This window comes from Terrisporobacter petrolearius (assembly GCF_020748185.1).
In the GTDB taxonomy this organism is placed as follows: Bacteria; Bacillota; Clostridia; order Peptostreptococcales; family Peptostreptococcaceae; genus Terrisporobacter; species Terrisporobacter petrolearius.
In genome coordinates, this window is the sequence record NZ_JAHZMO010000004.1 from 84,842 (window position 1) to 108,015 (window position 23,174).

Here is a 23,174-nt window from a genome sequence, read left to right on the forward strand (position 1 = left end):
TGTTCTTTGCACATATACCAGAATAGTTTTTTCTTTTTGAAAAATTTTATTTAGCCAATGTTTAAAGTATATAGAAAAATGAATAACTAACGTATATATAGTAAGAGGTAGTGAATAGTTTTATTCAAAACATCAAGCTAAAAAATTCAAATATTAAATTTAAAACTATTTTAGAAAGGTAATATTATAAAAATGAAAAAAATACTTAAGAATGTGTTGTTATGTATCCTATGTGTAAGTATAGGAATATTTATAGGAACTTACAGCAAAAGGTTAATTAAAAATAAGTTTAGCAAAGCAAACTCATCATCACAAAGTGTAGTAGCTCATTTTGTGCAAGCAACTTACAATAAGGACAAAAGCACAATGATAAAATGCCTAAGTCCAGATTTGAATAATGTGGACAAGTTGAAGAAATTTAAGTCAAAGGGAAGCAAAACAGCATCAGAGATACTGGCTATATATGAAAATCACCTTTACTACAAAAAAAATCCACCAAAAGAACTTTCAGAAGACGATATGGATGCCCATAATTCATCTATGAAAAAAATAGAGAAGGGTGACCTTGTTGAAGCTTACGTAGATTTTCTTCTAAACAATATGAACACTAAAGGAAAAGACATAAAAGAAGATTCCATAAGTGTAAAACCCTTAGTTGATGAGAAATCTTATGAAGAAAAAAATCCAGACAAAGACTATTTAGATATGAAATTTTCCATAACTCTTAACAATAATGGTGACATATCAAAAAAAGACAAAAAAATAGTAATCCAAAATAAAGAAGAAAAGTATTATATAGTTGATATGGACATGTAGTAATTTAAAGTGGGGGTAAGATGTGAGAGATAGAAGAGGATTAGAACAAAACAATAAATCAAATAAGGCGGGTCAAAGAAGAAGACCTAAAAACATGAAAAGTAAGAAAAAAGTAAAAGAGAAAAAAAACATTATAGAAAATGTAGGCAACAAAATAAAAAACAAAAACATACCGTGGATCTTAGTAATAATAAGTATCTCTATAGGGCTGGAAATAGGGATTTTTACTGATTTTAGCATAAAAAATTTAATTGAAGATATAAGTAAATATAAAATATCCATCGTAAAAGAAGATGATCATTTACAAGAACAAGAAACTACTAAAGAAACAAAGTCAGACAAAATTAATAAAGCAAAGAAATCAATCATAAATTCCTGTGGAAAGGAGTTTAAAGACGTGGAGTACAAGGGAGATGGTGATCACCCAACTAAAATAAAGGGAAAGTACTATATTTTTAAGATGGGTAAAGTAAGTAATATGATGTTTTACGTTGATAAAAATACATATGAAGTTTTTGAGTACTCTGTTGATGGGTACTTTGGGAAGTATAGAAAAGAAAGGTATACTCCTTTTGAGAATGAAAATAAATAGGTTAGTTGTTATTTTAAAAGAATCAGATTTATCTGGTTCTTTTTTTATGCAAAGTTTATGAAGAATTAATAATTAAGAAAAATTACTGAGTAAATAATCATTGACTTTATTGGACTACAGTTGTAAGATTTAATTAAAGATTACAAATGTAAGTTTTAAAAGGAGGTTAATCAATGAAACAAAATATTTCTGAATCAGAATTAGAAGTAATGAAAATATTATGGCAAAAACAAGAAGCAACCAGTGGTGAAATAATAGAAGAACTAAAAGACAAAAGTGATTGGAAACCAAAAACAATTCAAACACTTATTACAAGATTAGTATCAAAGGAAGTTGTACAAGTAGACAAAAGCAATAAAAAATCATATATCTACAGCACAACAGTTAGTGAAGATGAGTACAAAGATGATGCAAGTAAGTCATTTTTAGAAAAACTTTATAGTGGATCAATAAATAAAATGGTACTTAGCTTTGTAAAAAGTAAGAAATTATCAAAATCAGAAATAGAAGAGTTAAAAGACATGTTAAAAGACGAGTGAAAATTAAATGGTACTGATAAGTAAATTAAAATATTAAGAGGGGAAATAAAAGAGGAAGTGAATTATGGAAAATATTTTGGGATATATAGTTGGGGCTACTATATTTGGAAGTGCCACAGGTCTTATAATACTACTAATAAAAACCTTACTAAAAAATAAAATTAACAAAAGATATGCATACCTACTTTGGATTATATTAGTAATAAAACTAATAATTCCATTTGGACCAGAAAGCAATATAAGTTTGTTTAATAGCATACCAATAAATTCTAATATAGAAAACATACTGAGCAGTAATAGAGGTCAACTAGAAAATAACAGTGCTAAATTAGATAATACAAATAGTAATTCAAATTCGTCGCAAACTAATGACTACATAGAGGCAGACAACAATACTAATGAAGTAAATAGTACAGAATCAACTGCTCAAGATAATTACAGTAATAATGAGGATAATGAAAATGTTGGACAAAATAGTCAAGTAATTAATAATACTGCCTCAAGACCAATAGTAGGTACAAATAAAGATAAACTTTCAACAATATTGTCATATGTGTGGTTATTTGGATTAATATTTGCAATAGTTGGTCACATGGCAATTTATATTTATTTTATAAAAGACTTAAAAAAATCTTCTATATTAAAATATGAAAGACTTGAAAAAATTTTAAAAAACTGTAAATCACAATTAAATATAAATAAAAATATTCAAGTAATAGTACATGATAAAATAAACTCACCATCCCTTGTGGGAATGTTTAAAGTCAACATTATTTTACCAAGACACTTAATAAATTTAAGTGAAGAAGAGTTAACTCACATATTTTTACATGAATTATGCCATTACAAAAATAAAGATAATTACATAGATAATTTACTTAGCGTGTTACAATGTGTACATTGGTTCAATCCACTTATTCACTACTATTTCAAAAGAATGAGAAATGACATGGAAATAGCCTGTGACGAAAGGGTACTAAGTGTTTTGAATGAAGATGAACATAATAAATACGGTATTACAATGCTTAACGTTTTAGAAAAAATTAATTTTAATTCTAAAGTGAGAGTAGGATTAAATATGGCTAATGATAAGAAAACTATGAGAGAAAGAGTAGAACTAATAAAAAATAGTAAGAATTTCTCTAATAAAAAAAAGATATTTACAGTAACAGGTATAATTTGTTTACTTGTAATGGGTGGCGTATTACTTACAAATGCAAAAATTATAAAAGTGGATGATGACTTAGATAAGGCCATATCAAATGTTATTTTAGAAAAATATGGATCAGAATATGAAAAAAACCATTCAGGAATATATTCAGGGGATGGAGAATTATCTGTAGAAGCTCATAAAATTTTAGGTAAATCTACTAAAAACAATAAAATAGAAATTTACTTAATAGCAACTTATGGAGATTATGAATTCCAAAATAATATATTTAATTTGGTAAAAGCTAGCTTAGAAATACCTTTAAAGATAACATTTACAACTGACTCTACAGAAGGAAGCAAATTAAAAGATAATAATAAATATTACTATGTAGATATGAAAATGGCAAGTGATGGAAGTGATTTGGAAAAATCCATAAAAGATATGTTTCCAAGAAAAGAAGCAAATAAAGCTTTGGATATTATAAATGATACAAAGGAATCAGAAAAGTTATTAGAAGAAATAAACCAAGATGCAACGAAGTATGTTGAAGGTTTAGGCAGGAAATCAAAGGTAACTTATCATTATGTTCAAAAAGAAAATATAGATGAATCTGCATTAGGTATAAAAGAAGTAGGTACATATCCTGATTATATTGGAACTAGGGAAGTTATAGAAAATAAAAAAAGATATATTTATAAAACGGATTATAGTAAAATAACTAAAATGTTAAATTTTACTAAAAAAAATGAAAATGGTCAGATACTAGAAGAAATTTCATACGAAATAAACAATAACAAAATGGAAAAAATAGACAGTGATAAATATATTTCTTACAGAGAATTCTCAGGAAACACTTTTTTATATATAGATGAAGCTAAGACTACATTTACAGCAGAGGAAATAAAAATAGTAAACAATGAAGCTAAAATTTATGGAAGTGTAAAGAACGAAAGTGATAAAGATTTACACCTATCTATGAAAAATATAACCATAGGAGAAAACATAAAAAATGTAGATTTTGAAGTTACTATAGGTAGAGGAGAGAGTCAAAATAATATTTTGACTATTAAAGGAATATCAAAAATTAGTGATTTATATAATAAGCACACAGGAACCATATTAATAAAAAATATGAATAATACAGATGATGTAAAAAAAATAGATTTTTTAAATAAGTTTTAAATGAACTTTAAAATATAAATACAAGTCGCAAAAACTTCAATAACAAGTAATCCATCAACTTAATTGTTAGGTGGATTACTATTTTTATTTTCAGATTTAATTTCTTTATTTAAAAAATAAGATATTATAGTTCTGATTACAACTAAAGCAGCCAGAGTTAGTATATGATCAATAGTTGGATCCAGTATAGATTCAATAATATCTGCACCAATCAATATTTCAAGAGCAAATAATATATATGTGCCTAAAAAATTTTTTAGCATAGTAACATTTTCAACAGCTACTTTTCTATCTTTAGAAGTTACTTCAGATATTATAAAAGCAATAAACTGTATAATAACGCCATAAATTATTACTATTACAGATAACCAATATAGAATAGTAACAAGTAAGTGCAATATATTTTTCAATTCCAAATTAATCAGTCCTTATAAATAGTTAGTTATTTATAGTATGAACTTATAAAATAACAATATTCAAGCCACATATTATATATAAAACAATGCTAAAATAATAATTTAAAAGAGAGATTAAAAGTCAAAGTTACTCGTGAAAGTTTTTATGAGGCATAATAGTACCTTAGATAGTAAGTGATAAATTTTAAAGTGGATTTTTGATAATAATATAATAAAGCTTGTGATAGGGAAGATTTATATAGAAGCTCATTATGTGAATGCAGTGAAGGTGATTATAAACCTTTAGAAAAATATTTAGAATACTTGCCTGATTTTAGAAATGAATACGAATTTTTATGGAAATAAAAAAGGATAGAAATTTTTGGATAAGATAATCCCCCTTGCGTTTAAAATAAACGTAGGGGGGATTAATATTTTCTATAAAGAAGTTTCTCTTAAAACTAAACCTTCATTTCTATCCATTAGAGTTCTAACAGACCATTCATTTGCGAATAACACTACTGGATTTCTATTTCTATCTTCAACTAACAGTGTATCCATTGGCATTGTAAGTTTACCAAATTTAGAAAGATCATTTTCAACCCAACGTACATGGCTGTAAGGTAGCCCATTCATTAGTATATCAACACCATATTCTTGTTTTAGACGATATTCTAAAACTTCAAACTGAAGCACACCAACAACACCTACAATAAGTTCTTCCATACCACCGTTAGGCTGTTTATAAACTTGTATAGCACCTTCTTCAGCTAATTGTGTAAGACCTTTTACGAATTGCTTTCTTTTAAGAGCATTTTTTGTAGATATTTTCATAAAGTGCTCAGGAGCAAATTGTGGTATACCAGAGTACTCTAAATTTGATTGTTTTTCACTTAATGTATCACCAATATTGAATATTCCTGGGTCATGTATACCTATAATATCACCTGGATAAGCTGAATCTATTATAACACGGTCTTGTGCCACAAACTGTTGAGGTTGCGAAAGCTTAACTTTTTTACCTCTTTGTACATGATTTACTGTCATACCTTTTTCAAATTTACCAGAGCAAATTCTAAGGAATGCAATTCTATCTCTATGATTTTTATCCATATTAGCTTGAATTTTGAATATAAATCCTGAGAAATTCTCAGAGTTAGGATCAATCTCACCTAAATTACTGCTACGAGGACTTGGTGGTGCTGTTATATCTAGGAATGATTCTAAGAAAGGCTCCACACCAAAGTTAGTAAGGGCACTTCCAAAGAATACTGGTGTTAATTCACCATTTAATATTCCATCTAAATCAAAATTATCTCCAGCAATATCTAAAAGTTCAATATCCTCTAATAGTTTTTCGTGAAGATCACTACCAAGTAAAGTATTAAACTTTTCATCAGATGGATCTCCAGTTATACAATTAGCAATAGCTTGTCCATGGTTACCATCATTAAATACTTCAACTTGGTTTTTGTGACGGTTAAACACACCTTTGAACTCTTTACCAGAACCAATTGGCCAGTTTACTGGACAAGAACGAATTCCTAGAACATTTTCAATATCTTCAAGTAGTTCAAATGGGTCCTTTCCTTGACGGTCCATTTTATTTATAAAAGTGAAAATCGGAATTCCTCTCATTTTACAAACTTGGAATAATTTCTTTGTTTGATCCTCAACCCCTTTAGCAGAGTCAATAACCATTACTGCAGAGTCTGCAGCCATAAGAGTTCTGTAAGTGTCTTCACTGAAATCTTGATGTCCTGGAGTATCAAGAATATTTATACAAAAGTTATCATATTCAAATTGAAGAACACTTGATGCAACAGATATACCTCTTTGTTTTTCTATTTCCATCCAGTCAGACACTGCATGTTTTTGAGATCTTCTTGATTTAACTGATCCTGCTTCACGAATGGCTCCACCATATAATAGAAACTTTTCAGTTAATGTAGTTTTTCCTGCATCGGGATGGGAAATGATTGCAAAGGTTCTTCTTCTTTTAACCTCATTAATCAAGCTTATATTTTGTTGTGTCATATTTTATCATCCTTTATTTTAATTTTATGATTATGCAAATATAAAAATATATTTAGTTGTAGTTTTAAGATTAACATAACTATATATGTACAAAAAAACTACAATACTAATTGATATTATAACTTTAATTAAAAACTGTCAATATATAAATAGAAGGAAGAGTATTACATATAAACTTTATCTAAATCCATATATTGTATTCCCTAAAAATCTGCTATGATATAATTACATAAATTTACAAAAAATGGTACTTTGAATTATAAAGGAGAATATGACATGAAAAAATTAATATTAGCACTACTAGTAGTACTAGCTATAAGCACAGGATGCGCCCAAAACAATGAAATAGCACAAGAAACACCAAAAGAAGAAAAAACAGTCTACTGCAGTGAATGTGCAGTTAAGTCAAAAGAAGAAAGCAAATACTGTAAAGATTGTGGAAAAGAAACAAAATGGCTAAGCAAAAAGCCAGAAATAAAAACAGAAGAAAAAGACACTGAAAGTGACAGCAAAAAAACAGAGACAACCGATACTTCAAATAAAAAAGAAGAAAGTGAATATGACAAAGGCTACAAAAAAGGCTACAAAGATGGATATTACAAAGCTCAAATAAACGACAATGAATGGAACGGATCTATAAAAAACGATTATGACAGAGGATATGCCAAAGGTTTTGACAATGGATGGACACAGTGTGTAGCTGACGGAAAAGCCTATGAAAGCAAAAATAATCAAGGAGAAAATAAACCGCTTCCAAAACCAAATATTTATTATATTGAAAAAGGCACATGCCCATCTTGTGGAAAAAGTAATTTAAGCATAAAAAATGACAAGGAAGGGTATTGCAAAGATTGTGGGTTTGATTGGAACTACAATTAAAGTAAAAAATATGCCAAATAATAAAGAAGAAACAGGGTGTATCAAAAAAGATGCATCCTTGTTTTTTAATAATTTAATAAAGGGGATGCAAATATTGAATAAAGAAAATGTAGCAGATTTATTTAAGGATATTTCTAAGTGCAATCAAGTGGAGGCTATTGCCCTTGGAGGTTCTAGAGCAAGTGAAAAATATGATGATAATTCAGATTATGATGTTTATGTATATGTAAAAGAAAATATACCTAAAGACATTAGAATGAATATATTATCAAAATACTGTTGCAAAATGGAAATAGAAAATCATTACTGGGAAGTTGAGGATAACTGCACTTTAAAATCAAATACTGATATAGATATTATTTATCGTAATATAGAAGACTTTGATTTGACAATAAGTAATATAGTGCAAAAAAATATAGCTAACAATGGGTATACCACTTGTTTATGGCATAACCTAAATAGTTGTAAAGTTTTATACGACAAAAATGGTAAATTAAAAGAATTAAAAAGAAAATATAATATGACCTATCCTGATAAATTAAGACATAATATAATAAGTAAAAATAGAAAACTTTTAAATGGAGTACTTCCATCCTATGATATGCAAATTAAAAAAGCTATAAAACGTAATGATAAAGTTAGCATAAATCATAGAATTACTGAGTTTTTAGCAAGCTACTTTGATATAATATTTGCTGTAAATAAGGCAACCCACCCTGGGGAAAAAAGATTAATACAACAATGTATAGATTTATGTGAAATACTACCCATTGACTTTGAAGAAAATATAAATGACCTTTTTGAAAATATGTTTAATGAAGATTGTAATCTTATAATAGAAAAAATAATTAAAAATTTAGATAAAATAATAGAACAATAAAGAGAAGGAGGGTTTATCAAAAAAGATACACCCTCAATCTATAATAATTAAAACCAAGTTGTATTTGGAGATGGCTCTTCATTTAAAAGGTATTGTGTATACTATAAGCGCTGGATAGCCGATTTTTAGAAATTATTATGTAAATTTATTAACAAATAAAGGTATATATGGTAATTTATCTAGTAAGATGAAGGAAAAATTTATAAGTGGAAAGTTATATAAATCTGTTATGTTAGCAATTCAATTTATAAAAGAACATGCTGTTTAGTTATGTAAACAAAAAGCTCTCTTTTGAGGGTTTTTTTTATATTTATAGACTAATAAAATTAATATAATTCTAACAAATTTATATTTTTTGAAGGAAAATTCATATAAAAGGCAAATTAATTGTATAAAGGAGAAAATACATAGGACGAAGAAATTATTTGGAGGTAATATATGATTTTAAATGCAAAAAAAAATGAAACATTTATTATACATTTTATAAAACATGCAGTAATTTTAATAATACTTTTAATGATTTTAGGAATATATGACTCAACATTCAATATTGATGTGCATAATAAAAACATACATGATTTAGTATCAATGTTATCTCTGTTAATGTATTTAGGAGCAACCGTGTCATCACTGTATTATTATATGTTAAAGAAAAATAATGATATAATTTTCTATATAATTTACTTTGTTATCGGCTTTTTTTTACATCTTTCAAATCAAACCATGTGGGTAAATGTTCAAGATGAACATTTATTGATTAATTTATTTATTATTAATAAATTTCTTATAATAATGACTATTATACCAAACACAAAGCTTAAAAATAAAATTTTAAATAAAAAGAGTATTTTCACTTTTTGTATAGTATTGTTATGCTTAATTTTATCATACATAGAATTATCACTATTTAGTAGCAAAGCCTTAATTACAAATCATTATATACAAATTCTATTTACTTGTGGGGATATAATTTATATTTATGCTTCATTTAAATACTTTAAAAAATTTAAAAAAACAAAGGACTGTATATATATTTTATGGGCAGTATTTTTGTTAAGCAGATGTTTGAAAAATTTTTATACATTAACTTTTTACAAGGGTAATATGGAAAATTACAAATATGCAATTTTAGCACTACTAATTATGTACATTGGTTTAATTATGTATAGCATAGGAATATTAATTATAAGTAATATGGAAGTACATAGTAAATTAAAAGATATGCAAGATTTAGATGTTTTTTATAATATACTAGATAATGAATTTATGAATATAGAAATGTATTTTTTTAATAAAAGTTGGAAAATAATTTATGCAAATAAAGTAGCAAGAAAAAAATATGAATTTAATGAAAATAATATGAAATCATTAGAATATATAGAAGAAAAGTTAAAAAAAGGATTTGGAAATATTGATAAAAAACATAAATTTATTATAACACAAGCAATAAAAAATAATAAAAGTTGGAAAGGTATAATACAAAAAGATAATAAGGATGAGATTTTGTTAGATATAAGAACACAAGTAAGTAAAGACCATGGAGTAATCTATTTTGTCCAAATTAACTATAATAAAGAAATAATAAAATTAAAAAAAGAAGTAGAAGAAAAAAATAGAATTTTTGATGTAATAACTGAAAAAAGTGGAGATATAATAATAATTGTAGATAAAGATGAAAGAATAAGGTATGTAAATAAAGAAGTCTATAAATTATTAGAATATGAAGAAAATGAAATAATTAATTTTGACATAAAAGATATAATAATTGATTATTATAACTATAACTGTAATCGTGAAGAGAACAAAATATTTGGAGAATTACATTTAATATGCAAGGATAAAACTATTATAGATGTGGAGACATTAGGAACGCGAATAAATGATGAGGGTTGGATTCTCGTATCTAGAAATAATTCCTATAGAAAAGAGTTAGAACTGCTAAAAAATGAAAATGAAAAGATTAAAGTTCATCAGCAATTAAAAAATGATTTCTTTGCAAACTTATCTCATGAGTTAAAAACGCCTTTAAATATTTTCTATTCCATTATACAACTATTAGATCTGAATTTAGACAAAAAAGAAAATGAGTTTAAATTAGTATATGAAAAATATAACACAGGGTTAAAAATTAATTTTTATAGAATGCTTAGGATGATTACAAACTTAATTGATTTAACTAAGTTTGATTCAGACTTTAAAGACATAAATTTTAATAATTATGACATAGTAAAATTATGTGAAGATGTTACCATGTCTGTTATAACATATGCTCAACAAAAAAATATTGAAATTATATTTGATACAGATGAAGAAGAACATATAATTAGATGTGACGCAGAACACATGGAAAGAATAATGCTAAACCTTCTTTCTAATGCAATTAAATACACTCCAAGTGGTGGAGAAATATTTGTGAATCTAAGTTTTGATGATAATTATGTAAATATATCAGTAAAAGACAATGGAATTGGTATTCCAAAAGAAAAGCTAGAGAGTATTTTTGAAAAGTTTGTTAGAGTAGATAAAACAATAAAAAGAGAAAATGAAGGTAGTGGAATAGGTCTTAACATAGTAAAATCACTAGTTGATTTGTTAGGAGGAAAGATAAGTATAGTAAGTAGTGAAGATATGGGTAGTGAGTTTACAATAGAGATACCTAATATAAAACTAGAAGAAGGTCTAACAGATTATGATGTAGACAAAGAAAGAATAACTTTAGAGTTATCGGATGTTTATTAGATCAAAAGAACTTATAATATAAGAAAATTAAACCATTTTATAAAGAAGTCTAAGCTAAAGCTTAGGCTTTTTAAGTTTTTTGTAAGTATATTTAGGATTTGTTTTTTTTTATTTGAAATTTAAGTGAAAATTCTTTATTATAGATATTAGGAAAGTCAAAACTTGACAGTCTGTGTCGTGTTTAAGGTAAAAATAATATAAAATATTTATATATAATAATAATTGTCGAAGAGGTAAATTGAATTTTTTGTCTAATTATTATTATAAATATATTTAATGTGTAGGGAGACAATAAATAATAAATTAAGGGGGAATTTTATTATCATTTGTTCTATTTATATAAATCTACATATTAAACAATTTGCATATGCATGATAATTTAACTAATAGGAGCACAAAATTAAGATGAAAAAAATAAATAGGCTGCTAATAATATTATTAATAATATTGCTAAGTTCAGTTACCAATATTTATGGAGAAATAAAAGATAATGAGGGAGTACACAATATTCTTTTAATAAACTCCTATGATATAGATAATAAATGGGAAAATAGCATAAAAGACGGGTTCAAAGAATCCACAAAAGATAACCATAACATTAATATAAAAACTGAGTATTTAGATATTAGGAATAATAATAATGAGAAATATTTGAGAGATTTTGAGAAATTATTAAATACAAAACATAAAGATAGTAACTTTGATATGGTGGTTACAGTAGACGACGAAGCATTCAATCTGGCTAGGAAAGGTTTGCTCGATGAAGATAGTATCTTTTACAAAAAAATAATTGTTACAACTGGTGTTAGTGAAATAATAAACCTTTCGCCTGAAGAGAAAAAATATATAACAGGCTTTATGGATGGCAGATCAAAAATAGAACTAATTAAAATAATTACACGTCTTCAGCCAGAAATAAAAAAAATAAATGTTTTGATTGATGATACCGGTTATTGCAAAAATATAAAAGATAAATTATTGAGAAATAGATATTTATTAGATAATCATATAAATTTAAATTTTATTGAAATTAAATATAAAGACGAAATACTTGGTAAAATTAAAAATATGGATGAAAATAATGAAGCCTTATTAATATGTGGAGTATTTAAAGATAAAAGTACTTACTATTATGCTAATTGTGAGGAATTAATCAGAAAAATAAATGAAATAAAACATATACCAATATATACAAGTAGAGAAGACTATATAGGTAAAGGTGTTATAGGTGGTTATATTGATATAGGAAGTGAATATGGACAATCTCTTGGGAAAATGGTTTTGAAAATATATAAAGAAGAAGGTATATCTTCAGTACCATTTATAAATAGAGTAGGCGCTAATTATATGGTTGATTATGAGCAAATATATAAATACAATATAAATCCATCTGATCTTCCAGAAGAGACAGTTGTAGTTAATAGAAAACCTCATGAATTGTTAATTACAAAAAATGAAAGAATGCAGATGCTTTTAATTATACTATTTTTACTTATTACCATGGCATATATAATTACAATGATGTTTAAACATAGAAAAAACAATATAAAAAATAAAAAATTATATGATATTGCTAAGGAAAGAGAGCAATTAAAAACTGATTTTATAGTAAATATGAGCCATGAGTTAAGAACACCTTTGAATATAATAAGTAGTGCATCCACTTTGCTAGAGATGAAAGTAAATAGAAATGAAGAAGTAAAAAAAGAATATATATTAGATAAAGTTGAGAGAATCAACCAAAACAGCAACAGACTAAGAAGACTTATAAACAATTTAATAGATATTACAAAATTTGACTCAGGTTTTTATGAATGTAGATGTAAAAACGAAAATATAGTTTATGTGGTAGAAGATATAGTATTTGCAACAGTTGATTATGCAAATGAGAAAGATATAGAAATATTATTTGATACAGATGCAGAAGAAATAATAACTTCTATAGACAAAGAAAAAATAGAAAGGGTTATTTTGAACCTGCTTTCCAATGCCATAAAATATACTAATAAAAATGGGAGAATAGAAGTTCATATAAAACATGACAACAAATTCGTCTATATTAGTATAAAAGATAATGGTATAGGAATACCAAAAGAAAAAGTAGGTCAAATATTCCATAGATTCTATCAAGTAGATTCTATTTTATCTAGAAAAAACGAAGGTAGTGGAATTGGACTTTGTATAGTAGATGAAATAATTAAATTACACAATGGTAAAGTTAAAATTGATAGTGAAGAAAACAAAGGAACTACTTTTGAAATAACTTTAAATCTTTCTAATGATGATCGTATAGACGGCGATATGGATAATAAAACTGACAGAAATATTAACGATGTAGTAAAAATTGAAATGGCAAATATATAACTATAAAGCTACTAAATTTGTATATGATATACTTATTTAGTAGCTTTATTTAATGTAAAAGGGGTATAAGGGGAAAACTTATGAAGAGAAAAGAAATACTGGAAAAACTTATGTTACAAATAAATAAAGGAAACCATATTGTTGGTGTGACAACAGGATCTGGTATGACAGCAAAGTACTCAGAAAATGCTGGTGCAGACTTTCTTTTGGCTCTTAGCTCAGCAAAATTTCGGCAAATGGGAAGAGGAGTATTAGCAAGTTTTTTACCCTATTGTAATAGCAATGATTTGGTCATGGAATTTGGATCAAAAGAAATAATACCCTTAGTCAAAAATATACCTGTAATATTTGGAGTAAATGCTACTGATCCTACTAAAAATATGGATACTTACTTAAATAAAATAATTGAAAATGGTTTTTCTGGTGTGAACAATTACCCCTCAATTGGACTTATTGATGGCAAGTTTAGAGAAGCTCTTGAAGAATCAGGATGCACTTATTTATTAGAGGTTGATTTAATTAAAAAAGCACATCATAAAGGTTTATTTACTATAGCATTTGTATTTGATGAAACACAAGCTAAGCAAATGATTGAAGCAGGAGCTGATGCTATATGTGTACATCTAGGATTTACAGAAGAAGGTTTATTAGGAGATGAAAAAAATTTTTCACTGGAATTTGTAAAGACAAAAATGGAAAAAATATTTAATAAATGTAATGAGATAAATCCTTATATAATTAAACTGATTTATGGTGGGCCTATTAAAACTCCATTAGATATTAAATACATGTACAGTAATGAAAATTTAATGGGATATATTGGTGGTTCACCCTTTGACAGAATACCATTAGAAAAAGCAATTACAAAAACAGTAAAAAGTTTTAAAGTATCTTCTAATGTGGATGAAGATGACCTAATAAGTAAAAAACTAGATAAAATCAAAGGGAATTGTAATTATGTTGAATATATAAAAGAATATGTTGATAAAAATTATATGAATGACATATCTTTTTCAGATTTAGCTAAATCAGTTCACGTATCTAGAAGTTATTTGAGTAGTTTATTTAAAAGAGAAGTAGGTTGTAGTTTTACAGAATATTTAGTAAACTTTAGGATAAACAAAGCAACTGACATACTAAATAAAAAAGATATACCCTTATCAACAGTAGCTGCATTGGTGGGTTACAATGATTATTCTCAGTTTAGTAAAATGTTTAAAAAGTATAAAGGATACTCCCCAATAAAACATAAACACAAAAAGTTAGAACATAAAGACATTTACTTAGAAAATGAAAAATAATAGTATAGATATAAGGTTAATTTTGGTAGTAAAAATTACAAAATTTATACTAATTTGACAAAATGAATTAGAAGGAGAGAATTATGGATGAAAACCGTTGCAATTGCAGGTCCCTTTGATGCAAAGGGTACGGAATATCTATATGCCAAAGAGCTAATTGAAAGTTTAGAACTAAATGCTTATACAATACATACAGGCGTATCTAAATCAACTTTCAAACCTGATATTTCCAACGAAGAAGTAGTAAAAGCAGCAGGAAGAAGCATGAAAGTTCTTGCTCAAGAAAAAAACCTAGAATTGACAACAGAAGTTTTATCAAAGGGAATGGAAAATTTAATACCTAAACTTTACGAGGAAGGAAAATTTAATGGAATTATTTTTTTTGCAGGTTCTAGAGAAACTTCATTAATAACACCTGCAATGAAGGCATTACCTATTGATGTGCCAAAGCTTATGATATCAAAAGATTCATCTGAAGACACACCGCAATACGTGGGCAAAAGTGACATTGCCATGATGCCGACAATTGTGGATGTAGATAAATCCAATTATACTTCTACAAAAATAGCAGTTTTTACAATTGCTGGAATGCTTAAATTTGAGAATAATTAATAATTTAATATATAGAAATTAGAAAACTAACTGGAGGAAAATTCAATGAATAAGATGACAAGAAAAGAAATTATTAACAAGTTTAATGAAGATGTAATCAAGGGAAAATACTAGTGGGAGTTGGGGCTGGAACAGGCACTACAGCTAAAAGTATTGAAGCCGGGGGCGCAGACATGCTTATCATCTATAACTCAAGTAGATATAGAATGGCAGGGCGTGGACAACTGGCAGGATTAATATCCTATGGAGATGCAAACCAAATCGTTTTAGATATGGGAGCAGAAATACTACCAGTTGTACAAAACACGCCTGTTCTAGCTGGTGTATGTGGCACAGATCCATTTAGACTAATGGACATGTTTTTAAATCAATTAAAAGAGCAAGGATTTAGTGGAGTTCATAACTTCCCAACAGTAGGATTAATAGATGGTGTTTTTAGACAAAGCTTAGAAGAAACGGGAATGGGCTACGACTTAGAAGTTGACATGATAAATAAAGCTCATAATCTAGACATGCTTACAACTCCTTTTGTATTTGATCCACAGCAAGCAAGAAAAATGGCAGAGGCAGGAGCAGACATATTGATTGCTCATATGGGATTAACTACAAAAGGAACAATAGGGGTAAAAACAACTCTTACTTTACAAGAGTGCGTTGAAAAAATAGAAACTATAATTAAAGCAGGAAAAGAAGTTAATCCAGATATAATGTTTCTTTGTTGTGGGGGACCTATATTAGAACTAGAAGACGTTAGTTATATAATAGAAAAAGTGGAAAGCATAGATGGCTTCTTACTAACTTCACATCTAGATAAAATTCAAACAACAAAAGCCATTGAGGATGAAGTAGCATCATTTAAAACTATAAGAAAAAAATAAAATTTTAGAACCTTACTCATTTATACTGAAATATAAAATTATATTTCAGTATTTTATTTTGCAATAATTGTAATTAACAGTAAATAAAGGTTTTATATGCTATAATATTTTTCACAAGGGAATGTATAACAATATGTGAGGAGAAAATTATGAAGATATTCCTTTAGAAATTCTTCCTAGGGATATAGATACTTTAGAGTGGAAAGCAAGAATACTTTACAAGCAAAAAAAGCTTAAAGAAGTTGTAGATTTTAGTGATGAAATAATAAGATTTAACCCTGAAAATCAAGTAATACAAAGGCTAAAAGCAAAAGTATTATATGATATGGGTGATTTTACTAGATCTTTTGAAGTATGTGAAGAAATGTTAGAGATATATAAATATCAAATCTTCCCTTACGTGCAAAAATCAAGAATATTAGTTGAAGTGGAAGAAATTGATGATGCTATGGAAATATTAAACTTTCTAGAAAAAGAAGAAGTAGAATCTGAAAGTATTAATTTTATAAAAGGACTTATAGCATATTGTAAAGATGACATAGAAAGTGCTAAAGAAATTTTTGAAGATATAGTAGAAAAAATTGAGTCAAACAAAGATACATTTATAGAGTTTAAAGAAGAGGTTTATTTATATTATATAAAATGTACTTACAAAGACAAAAAGCCAGAAGACATAATAAGGTTGGCGAATAAGGGACTGGAATATGACAGCAAAAACATGGAACTTATGTATTACAAAGGGTGGTATCTATTAGAATTAGATAAATTGGATGAAGCACAAGAGATATATGAAGAGTTAGACATCATAGATGAAGGAAATTCATACTCAAAGACTAAATTAGGTGATATTCACAGGCTAAGAGGAAATTTTGAGAAGGCACTAGAGTACTATACTAAACAGATAGAATTGGAATATGATGATGAAGACTATTTTGATAGAATAACTTTAAATATAGACCTATACAATTTTGACAGTGTATACGAAGATTTAACTTATTTGGAAAGAGCCATGCCAGAAAGTCCAAGGGTATATGATGACTTAGGAATATACTATAATATGCTAGATAAACCTGAAGAAGCTTTAAAATACTACTTAAAAGCAAAGGCAATAGAAGATAAAAATGAAGTAAAAGAACTTAGATATTTAAATTTCAGAGTAGCAAAAATATATAGAAGACTTGGAATGTACCAAGAGGCTATTAAATGTTATGAGGAAGATTATGAAAGAAGTAAAGAAGATGATGATTTATATGAAATATATGCACTATATATGCAAATTGCACAGTTTAAAAAGGGTGAAGAATATTTAAAAAAATATTTAAAAGCAATAAACTTATTTAAACTTAGTGTGAAGTATAGATATAAAATTGCCATGATGCTTTGGGAAAGTAATAGACTATCAGAGGCAAAAAACGCTTTTCGCTAATACTCTCTGATGATAGCGAAATAAATATGGATAAAGGTAGATTTTACTATTATACTAATAATTTAAAAAAGGCATTATCTTATATTGAAAAAGCTATAGAAATTGATAATAGTTTCGGTGAAGAACCTAACAAAAATAATTTTATAATTGCAGGTAGAATATGTTTTAAATTAGGATATGAAGACAAAGCCATTAATTATGGAAAAAAGGTACTAAGATTACTACCAAAGGATTTGGAAAGTAAAAAAGACTTAATTCCTCTTATGTATAAGTATGCAGGAGGCGCTTATGCAATTTGTAGAGAATATGAAAAAGCTGAAGAATACTTAAAAAAAGCATTGGAAGGACCTAAATGTATGCATTGTGAAAAATATAAGTGTATAGATGCAATAGTAGAGCTTATTCACTTGGAGATTTTAAAAGGTAATATGGATAAAGCTAGAGAGTATTTAGAAGAAGGAAGAAAAATAGATCCATCAGATATTGATATAATTGGTTTTGAAAAAATACTAAGCTGTTAAGAGGTGAGAAAATGATAATAGGAATAGATTTGGGAACAACAAACAGTTTAGCTTGTTATTTCAATGAAGGAGAAACAAAAATACTATATCCTCAATTAAGTGTAGATGTGTTTAAAAGAAGTATGGGTACAAATAAAGAATTTGTACTAGGAGATAAGAAATTTAAAGCAGAAGAATTATCTTCATTTATACTAAAATATATAAAAGAAGACGTGGAATTCTACTTAGGGAAAAGTGTGGAAGAAGCAATAATAAGTGTTCCAGCTTATTTCAACGATGAACAAAGAAAAGCAACAAAAAAAGCATGTGAACTTGCAGGTTTAAAAGTTGAGCGAATCATAAGTGAACCTACTGCAGCGGCAATTGCCTACGGTATAGATAAAAGAGATGATAATACTAGATTTTTAGTATTTGATTTAGGGGGAGGAACATTTGATATATCAATCATTGAGATGTATGGCAGTATAATGGAAGTAAGAGCAGTAGCTGGAGACAATTTCATAGGTGGAGAAGATTTCACAGATATACTTTATAGAATGTTTTTAGACAAAGTTAAATTAAAAGAAGAAGATTTAAGTAAAAAAAGCATATCTCATATAAAAAAGCAATGTGAAAAAGGTAAGATAGAATTTAGCTCTAGGAAAGCTGTTAAAATAAGATGCAACGTAGAAGGTGAAATTTATGAAACAAGTATAAATATGGATGATTATGAAAAATCTTGTGAGCTTATTTTATCTAAACTAAAAAAAACTATAGAAAAAAGTTTAAAGGATGCAAAAATAAAATTAAATCAAATAGATGAAATTATATTAATAGGAGGTGCAACAAAACTACCTATTATAAGAAAATTTGTAGGGAAAATATTCTCTAGACTGCCAAATACAAGTATAAATCCAGATGAGGCTGTAGCAATGGGAGCAGCCTTACAAGGAGCAATGAGAGAAAGAAATAAATTCATAAAAGAAGTAATACTTACAGATGTATGTCCTTTCTCCCTTGGAACAGAAGTTATAATAAATTCATCAAATAATAGATACAATGAAACATATTTCTGTCCAATAATTGAAAGAAATATAACTATTCCTGTAAGTAGAACAGAAACTTTTTATACTGCTAATGACAACCAAAGCAAAGTTGTAGTTGAAATAATTCAAGGAGAAAGTAGATTAGTAAAAAATAATCTAAAACTTGGACAAATAACGGTAAACGTACCGAGAAGAAAAGCTGGTGAAGAATCTATAGATGTGACATATACTCCCTTTTAGAAGTAATAGTGAAAGTAAACTCCAGTGGAGAAAAGAAAAGAGTTATAATTCAAAAACAAGAGGAAAAAATCACCGAGGAAGAAGCTAATGCTAGATTTGAAGAATTAAGCTATTTAAAAATTCATCCTAGGGAAAATGAAAAAAACAAAGAAGTACTTTCTAGGGGAGAAAGAATGTACGAAGAAAGTACAGGTGAATATAGGGAAATAATTAACTCAGCATTAATAGAATTTGGAAATATTCTTGATAGACAAGATAAAATTCACATTGAAAATGGAAGAGAAAAATTAAATGACATACTAAATGATATAGAATTTGAACAACTATATTAATTTTATTTCAGGTAAATTATATAATTTACTAGATAAAAGGGGGAATATTATGAGTCATATTAAAGTTATAAAAAAAGAGGAACTTTCAACAAGTAAGTGGTCAGGTGGAAGGACTACTGAGCTTTATATTTATCCAGAAAATGAACTTTATGAAAATAGAAATTTTAAATTTAGAATCAGCTCAGCAAAAGTTGATTTGGAAGAGTCTACTTTTACCAAACTACCAAATATAAAAAGAAAAATTATGATATTAGATGGAAAACTTAAATTAGTACATGAAAATCACCATGAAATTACTCTTGAAAAGTTTGATCAAGACACTTTTTATGGGCATTGGAATACTAAAAGCTATGGAAAAGTAACAGACTTTAACTTAATGTTAAATGAAAATACTGATGGTATAATAGAACATATAAATTTGAAAAATCATATAACTTTTGAACAGAATAATAAGGATAAATATGAAAATTTAACAGAAGTTTTCTATATTGTAAAAGGTAAAATAAATATAAGTATAGATTATGAAAGTGAATTATTAAAAAATGGTGATGTAGCTATAATAAAAAATAGTGACAAACTAAATGTTAAGCTAGAAAATAATGACACATTTAACTCACATATAATAAGAACAAAAGTAAATTATTAAAACTTATTATATAGTAAAAGTAAAAAATTATTAAGTTATGGAGGTAAATTTATGTTGGAAATATTAAAAAATAGAAGAAGTATAAGAAAGTTCACAGAAGAAAAAATATCAAAAGAAGATTTAAATAAAATATTAAAGGCTGGCTTATTTGCACCTTCATCAAAGGGGAAAAATCCAGTAGAGATGATAGTTGTGGAAGATAAAAAAACAATATTACAACTGGAAACTTGTAAAAAGCATGGTACTTTACCATTAAAAACTGCACCACTTGTTATTGCAATTATAGCTGATAGTGAGTTAAGCGATGTTTGGGTAGAAGACGCTTCCATAGTTTCTATTCTAATTCAGCTAGAAGTGGAAAAATTAGGATTAGGATCTACTTGGATTCAAATGAGAAAAAGAGAATCCACAGAAAAGGATTCTGAGGAAGCTGTAAGAGAAGTTCTTAATATTGGGCAGAAATACGGGGTTTTATCCCTTGTAGCTATTGGACATAAAGATGAAGAAAAAAATCCTTATGATGATTGTCACTTGAATTTTGATAAAGTTCACTATGATAAATTTTAACTAAAAATATAAACTAAATATCAAAAGGATAAGACTTATGAATTTAAAAGACAAAATAAATAAAATGCCTGAAAGCCCTGGTATTTACATAATGAAAGATGCTTATAACAACATAATATATGTGGGAAAGTCAATAAATTTAAAAAGTCGTGTAAAAAGCTATTTTAGAGATAATCTTAATAGATCTAGAAAAATCGAGAGAATGGTAAAATCCATAAAGAACATAGACTACATTACTACAGATACAGAACTAGATGCTCTTTTGTTAGAATGTGACTATATCCATAATATAAGACCTATGTACAACACTTTAATGAACAATTATGAAAAATATAAATATATAAAGTTAAATGTTAATAGCCTTAATTTAATCCATATTGTAGATAAGCAAGATGACGATAGCACTTATTTTGGACCATTTTCCATGAATAAAAGACTTTTTATACTAAGGGATTTTTTACTAGATTACTTTAAACTTCCAACTTGCAATACAAAAACAAAATGCATTAGATATAATATTGAAAAATGTATGGGAACTTGTAGAGTAAACACTAAGGAAAAATATGAAGAGATTTACGAAGTTTTAAAAAATACTTTTGAAGGAAAAGATGATTTTATAAAAGAATTAGAAAATGAAATGGTAAAACAATCATCTTTACTAAACTTTGAAAAAGCCATGGAAATAAAAAGTAACATGGAATTACTTAAAAGTATAAGTAAAAAACAAAATACCTTTAATTTGTTTAAAAATAACTGTAAATTTGTAATTTGGATGAAAATGAATGAAAATAATTACAAATTATACTTTATTAATAATGTAAATGTGGAGTATTCTCAGATTATTAATGCACAAAACTTTGACGAAAAAATGAAAAGGAAAATAAAAAATAAAATAGAAGAGTTTAAACTAAATAAACACAATAGGGTTTTATATGACAAATCTTATATAGATTATATTAATATTATTTATTCTTATATTTATAAAAATGAAAAAATTGATTATATACAACTATAAGAAAAATAATTGTTATTGACATATAATGTAAAAAAACTACTATTATGTTAGATATAAAATTAAATAACATTTGTCATAAAAAATTCTATTGAAATAGAATAAAACCCAAACTCCATTGCCATGAAGGTATATATTTATATATCTATGTGGCAATGGAGTTTGGGTTTTGAAAAATTAGGATTTACAAATATTAAAGTAGAAAGGGATATTATAGACAAGGTTTATGATGAAAAAGAAATGGATCTTTACTCATGCACACCTTCGTTTAAAATAGTAGGAACTAAAGAATAGGAGGTAAATAACCTGTTAAATGAAAAATCTAATGTGAATGAAATTATAAGTGGTTTGCAAAAGTATTGGAATTATAGGATACTATCATACTCCAAAAGCAATATAGAAGAGTTAAACAATTTTAAACAATACAACACAAGAGCTATTACAACACATAATAATAACAGCTAAAAGATTAGTTACAGCCTTATTTATATCTTTATCCATAGGCAGCATTCTATGGATAATCATAGGGAACAACAAAAAAATAGAGTTACTATTAACACCTTTAATTGGATTTATGCAATCAGTGCCACCAATATCTTGGTTAGTATTAGCCATTATATGGTTCAGAGTTGATGGGAAGGCAAGTATATTCATAGCTGTGATAGAAACTTTCCCATTGATAGTTATAAATTTAGTGGAAAGTATAAGAAATATAGATTATCAGTTAATCGAAATGGGAGAAGTTTTAAGTTGTAACAATGGAATAGGTGGAGAGTTTACCAATGCTAGAGTAAATATTGAAACATCCTATGTATTTGCTTGGACCATAATAATAGTAATATTATTTTATATAACTAATAAAATACTTTCTCATATGTTTAATACAAAAATAAAAGGTGAACGATATGCTTTTAAAGATAGCAAATTTAACTAAGAAATTTAATAACCTTAAGGTTATAGATGATTTAAATTTGAATATTGATAAAAATGAAATAGTAGCCATAATTGGACCATCTAGGGGCTTTAATTATGATTGAG

Annotated in this window: 24 protein-coding genes; 21 read left to right on the top strand and 3 right to left on the bottom strand. The window is 26.8% G+C overall.

Features of this window, described 5'->3' with window-relative positions; genetic code table 11:
* Positions 1-192 precede the first annotated feature (192 nt).
* From K0040_RS03950 to K0040_RS03965, 4 genes are all read left to right on the top strand, one after another.
* Positions 193-816, top strand: a complete 624-nt coding sequence (locus K0040_RS03950; protein ID WP_228107651.1) for a hypothetical protein — start codon at positions 193-195, stop codon at positions 814-816.
* Between the two features lie 22 nt (positions 817-838).
* The gene (locus tag K0040_RS03955; protein ID WP_228107652.1) at positions 839-1,408 is read left to right on the top strand and encodes a hypothetical protein; all 570 of its coding nucleotides are present in this window, start codon (positions 839-841) and stop codon (positions 1,406-1,408) included.
* A 173-nt stretch (positions 1,409-1,581) separates the two neighbouring features.
* Entirely contained in the window at positions 1,582-1,947 is a 366-nt protein-coding gene (locus K0040_RS03960) for a BlaI/MecI/CopY family transcriptional regulator (RefSeq protein WP_228107653.1), read from the top strand.
* A 64-nt stretch (positions 1,948-2,011) separates the two neighbouring features.
* Complete coding sequence (locus K0040_RS03965; protein ID WP_228107654.1) at positions 2,012-4,282, top strand: M56 family metallopeptidase; 2,271 nt, start codon at positions 2,012-2,014, stop codon at positions 4,280-4,282.
* Positions 4,283-4,341: 59 nt separating this feature from the next.
* Here K0040_RS03965 and K0040_RS03970 read toward each other — a convergent pair whose 3' ends face one another.
* Both K0040_RS03970 and K0040_RS03975 read right to left on the bottom strand, forming a co-directional pair.
* The gene (locus tag K0040_RS03970) at positions 4,342-4,698 is read right to left on the bottom strand and encodes a DUF1622 domain-containing protein (protein ID WP_228107655.1); all 357 of its coding nucleotides are present in this window, start codon (positions 4,696-4,698) and stop codon (positions 4,342-4,344) included.
* Between the two features lie 417 nt (positions 4,699-5,115).
* Positions 5,116-6,714, bottom strand: coding sequence for a peptide chain release factor 3 (locus K0040_RS03975; protein ID WP_228107656.1), 1,599 nt, complete (start codon positions 6,712-6,714; stop codon positions 5,116-5,118).
* A 276-nt stretch (positions 6,715-6,990) separates the two neighbouring features.
* On the opposite strand from K0040_RS03975, the gene K0040_RS03980 reads away from it, so the two are divergent.
* From K0040_RS03980 to K0040_RS04045, 15 genes are all read left to right on the top strand, one after another.
* Positions 6,991-7,593 carry a hypothetical protein gene (locus K0040_RS03980; protein WP_228107657.1) on the top strand — a complete coding sequence of 201 codons (603 nt, stop codon included), beginning with the start codon at positions 6,991-6,993 and terminating at the stop codon, positions 7,591-7,593.
* Positions 7,541-8,473, top strand: coding sequence for a nucleotidyltransferase domain-containing protein (locus K0040_RS03985; protein WP_228107658.1), 933 nt, complete (start codon positions 7,541-7,543; stop codon positions 8,471-8,473). The genes K0040_RS03980 and K0040_RS03985 overlap by 53 nt, the downstream gene beginning before the upstream one ends.
* Before the next feature lie 438 nt (positions 8,474-8,911).
* Positions 8,912-11,212: a sensor histidine kinase gene (locus tag K0040_RS03990; protein WP_228107659.1), complete on the top strand. Its 2,301-nt coding sequence runs from the start codon at positions 8,912-8,914 to the stop codon at positions 11,210-11,212.
* Between the two features lie 405 nt (positions 11,213-11,617).
* Entirely contained in the window at positions 11,618-13,576 is a 1,959-nt protein-coding gene (locus K0040_RS03995) for a sensor histidine kinase (protein ID WP_228107660.1), read from the top strand.
* Positions 13,577-13,656: 80 nt separating this feature from the next.
* The gene (locus tag K0040_RS04000) at positions 13,657-14,877 is read left to right on the top strand and encodes a phosphoenolpyruvate hydrolase family protein (protein ID WP_228107661.1); all 1,221 of its coding nucleotides are present in this window, start codon (positions 13,657-13,659) and stop codon (positions 14,875-14,877) included.
* An 87-nt stretch (positions 14,878-14,964) separates the two neighbouring features.
* Complete coding sequence (locus K0040_RS04005; RefSeq protein ID WP_228107662.1) at positions 14,965-15,489, top strand: Tm-1-like ATP-binding domain-containing protein; 525 nt, start codon at positions 14,965-14,967, stop codon at positions 15,487-15,489.
* Between the two features lie 113 nt (positions 15,490-15,602).
* Positions 15,603-16,367 (top strand): phosphoenolpyruvate hydrolase family protein, encoded by a 765-nt coding sequence (locus K0040_RS04010; protein WP_334302487.1) that lies wholly within the window; start codon positions 15,603-15,605, stop codon positions 16,365-16,367.
* A 325-nt stretch (positions 16,368-16,692) separates the two neighbouring features.
* Complete coding sequence (locus tag K0040_RS04015) at positions 16,693-17,793, top strand: tetratricopeptide repeat protein (protein ID WP_228107663.1); 1,101 nt, start codon at positions 16,693-16,695, stop codon at positions 17,791-17,793.
* 26 nt (positions 17,794-17,819) lie between these two features.
* Positions 17,820-18,314, top strand: coding sequence for a tetratricopeptide repeat protein (locus K0040_RS04020; RefSeq protein ID WP_228107664.1), 495 nt, complete (start codon positions 17,820-17,822; stop codon positions 18,312-18,314).
* Between the two features lie 11 nt (positions 18,315-18,325).
* A complete protein-coding gene (locus K0040_RS04025) occupies positions 18,326-19,579 on the top strand; it encodes an Hsp70 family protein (protein ID WP_316718760.1) in 1,254 nt (417 codons plus the stop codon).
* A gap of 8 nt (positions 19,580-19,587) precedes the next feature.
* A complete protein-coding gene (locus tag K0040_RS20995; RefSeq protein ID WP_316718763.1) occupies positions 19,588-19,911 on the top strand; it encodes a hypothetical protein in 324 nt (107 codons plus the stop codon).
* 49 nt (positions 19,912-19,960) lie between these two features.
* A complete protein-coding gene (locus K0040_RS04030; RefSeq protein WP_228107665.1) occupies positions 19,961-20,557 on the top strand; it encodes a HutD family protein in 597 nt (198 codons plus the stop codon).
* A gap of 51 nt (positions 20,558-20,608) precedes the next feature.
* Positions 20,609-21,124: a nitroreductase family protein gene (locus K0040_RS04035; protein ID WP_228107666.1), complete on the top strand. Its 516-nt coding sequence runs from the start codon at positions 20,609-20,611 to the stop codon at positions 21,122-21,124.
* A gap of 37 nt (positions 21,125-21,161) precedes the next feature.
* A complete protein-coding gene (locus K0040_RS04040) occupies positions 21,162-22,139 on the top strand; it encodes a GIY-YIG nuclease family protein (protein ID WP_228107667.1) in 978 nt (325 codons plus the stop codon).
* A gap of 120 nt (positions 22,140-22,259) precedes the next feature.
* A complete protein-coding gene (locus K0040_RS04045; RefSeq protein WP_228107668.1) occupies positions 22,260-22,430 on the top strand; it encodes a hypothetical protein in 171 nt (56 codons plus the stop codon).
* A 111-nt stretch (positions 22,431-22,541) separates the two neighbouring features.
* Here K0040_RS04045 and K0040_RS04050 read toward each other — a convergent pair whose 3' ends face one another.
* Positions 22,542-22,790, bottom strand: coding sequence for a hypothetical protein (locus K0040_RS04050; protein WP_228107669.1), 249 nt, complete (start codon positions 22,788-22,790; stop codon positions 22,542-22,544).
* A 4-nt stretch (positions 22,791-22,794) separates the two neighbouring features.
* On the opposite strand from K0040_RS04050, the gene K0040_RS04055 reads away from it, so the two are divergent.
* Together K0040_RS04055 and K0040_RS20655 are read left to right on the top strand one after the other, a co-directional pair.
* On the top strand, positions 22,795-23,070 hold the full coding sequence (locus K0040_RS04055) for an ABC transporter permease family protein (protein WP_228107670.1): 276 nt from the start codon (positions 22,795-22,797) through the stop codon (positions 23,068-23,070).
* Entirely contained in the window at positions 23,042-23,173 is a 132-nt protein-coding gene (locus K0040_RS20655; protein WP_265588801.1) for a hypothetical protein, read from the top strand. Before K0040_RS04055 ends, K0040_RS20655 begins: the two co-directional genes overlap by 29 nt.
* The last annotated feature ends 1 nt before the right edge of the window (position 23,174 follow it).